Annotated in this window: 1 protein-coding gene and 1 pseudogene; both read left to right on the top strand. The window is 43.0% G+C overall.

Annotation, left to right across the window (positions count from 1 at the left end):
* Positions 1-287 precede the first annotated feature (287 nt).
* On the top strand, positions 288-1,460 hold the full coding sequence (locus tag AC5V8P_RS25005) for a M20 metallopeptidase family protein (protein WP_063210592.1): 1,173 nt from the start codon (positions 288-290) through the stop codon (positions 1,458-1,460).
* Positions 1,461-1,866: 406 nt separating this feature from the next.
* Positions 1,867-2,550 (top strand): annotated as a pseudogene (locus tag AC5V8P_RS25000) (xyloglucanase); the annotation flags it as partial.

Here is a 2,550-nt window from a genome sequence, read left to right as displayed (position 1 = left end):
CCTGTTCAATACAGAGATCATCTTTTTCAAGCAGCCTAGCCCTTTTTAAAATGTCCTTTACAGAGGGTACAGTTTAAGTATTCTGTTGGCTTTTTTTGTTATCCATTCAATTCTTCTATCTATCCTAAATTGCTCCAATTAGAACCTAGATTGATTCTATAAAAACGTAGATATACAGTTGCTTGTATCGTTAGTTTAGGGTATGGAGAAGTGGAACTGTATTCTACATCCCATTCATGGTAAGATAAGGATGTAAGTATATAAATTCAATAGGAAAAGAGGGCAATATGTTAGAGAAATGGGTTCAAGAACTAAAAGATGGTGAACAAGAACTGATTGCGTGGAGAAGACATCTGCATCAGCATCCAGAGCTTTCTTTTGAGGAAACGAATACATCTGCATTTATTGCCGAACAATTACGCTCTTTTGGTATTGAGGTCAAAACAAATGTCGGCGGTAACGGGGTGCTCGGTGTTTTAGAAGGTGGCCAGCCAGGTAGAACGATTGCGTTTCGAGCTGATTTTGATGCACTTCCCATTCAGGATGAAAAGGAAGCGCCTTATAAATCGACCGTTCCTGGCGTTATGCATGCCTGTGGACATGACGGGCATACGGCTGCGCTGCTAGGTGTGGCACGAGTGTTAAGCCATCACCGTGAGACATTGAAGGGAAAACTTGTGTTTATTTTTCAACATGCCGAAGAAAAACCGCCTGGCGGAGCCAAATTCATGATTGAGGATGGCTGTCTGGATGGGGTTGAAGCAGTATATGGTATTCACCTTGCATCGGAGATCCCGTTGGGCAAAATCGGATTAAAGAGCGGACCGGCAATGGCCGCTGCTGATGCGTTTACAATTCAAATCAACGGCAAGGGCGGACATGGCGCCAGACCGCATCAGACAGTGGATTCCATCGTTATTGGAAGTCAAATTGTAAACGGATTGCAGCAGGTCGTGAGTCGTAGAGTGGACCCTATCGAATCAGCAGTACTAACGATTGGAGTATTTCAAGCGGGTACTGCCTTTAATGTAATTGCAGATAAGGCGAAAATTGCAGGGACCGTCCGTACATTTAATAAGGAAGTGCGCAAGGAAGTCGAAAACGAAATTCGTAGTATTGTAAAAGGTCTGGCGGAGGCTTATCATGCAGGATACGAAATTGATTATTTGAACGGCTATCCTGCTCTGGTGAATGCAGAGGCTGAAACTGAACGTGTGCGTGAACTTGTTAGTAGAGTGTATGGAGCAGATGCTTTTTTGGATTTAAAACCGGCCATGGGAGCAGAGGATTTTGCCTATTATTTAGAGCAACGACCTGGAGCTTTTATTTATGTGGGCGCTCGCAATGAGGATGAACGAACGCATTTTGCTCATCACCATCCTCGCTTTGATTTTGATGAGCGGGCGTTGCTTATCTCAGGACATATTTTTTTAGCACTGGCGCTTGAATATTTGCAATAATAAGGATCTTCTAATGACTAACAATAGCATTCATGAAAGCTGGAACCGCGCATAGCGCGGTTTTTTGCTGTAAATCAAACTAGTTTGACACTTGTAAAGAATGCAAAATAAAGTAATTAATTCACTATATGAAAAATTCATAAAAACAAATAACAAATGGTATCAACCGTGAGTGAAAGTCCTTTCTCATATTACAGGCTATCGAGCAGAAAATCATATTGCATTATCTTGATTTTTCACACAAGGAAATGAGAAAAAGATGACGAATCTAATGAGCAGACACATATGTAAGCGCTAACAAAAATGTTGTATATCTTTCAGATTACTGGAGGTGAGCTTAATAGAACCCATGTTTGATATGACTTACCCATTCAAATGATAACGGAGAAAAAGGAGGTTGAATTCATTGATTAAGGCGAAAAGCAGGTTAAGAATTGCATGTTTGGCGCTTGTAGTAGCGGGTGCTTCCTGGACAGGCATGACAGCACCCACCCATGCTGCTCCGAGTGACGATTATACTTGGAAAAGTGTCGTTACAGGCGGTGGAGGTGGTTTTGTACCTGGTATTATTTTTAACGAAACAGAAAAGGATCTGATCTATGCCCGTACAGATATTGGAGGAGCTTACCGCTGGAATCCTGCCAATGAAAGCTGGATTCCGCTGACGGATTCTGTGGGCTGGGAGGATTGGAACAAAAATGGTGTCGATGCACTCGCCACCGATCCTGTGGATCCGAATCGTGTATATATAGCTACAGGTACGTATACGAATTCCTGGGATAAACATGACGGGCAAATTATGCGCTCCACCGATAAAGGGAATACATGGCAGACTACAAAGCTTCCCTTTAAGGTAGGTGGCAATATGCCAGGACGCTCGATGGGTGAACGTCTGGCAATTGATCCGAATAAGAATAATATATTATTCTTCGGAGCTCGAAGTGGTAACGGACTATGGAGAAGCTCCGACTTTGGGGCCACCTGGAGCAAGGTGAGCAGTTTCCCGAATCCGGGGACGTATGTACAGGACCCCTCCAATGAATATACCAGTGACATTGTTGGTTTAGCCTGGATTACCTTTGACAAAAAA

The organism is Paenibacillus sp. N119s, from assembly GCF_059447605.1.
The sequence above is the reverse complement of the archived record's forward strand: the minus strand, read 5'-3'. Positions and strand labels throughout refer to the sequence as shown.

Coding starts and splice junctions, on each gene's coding strand:
- AC5V8P_RS25005 (WP_063210592.1), top strand. CDS start 288: ATGTTAGAGAAATGGGTTCAAGAACTAAAAGATGGTGAACAAGAACTG.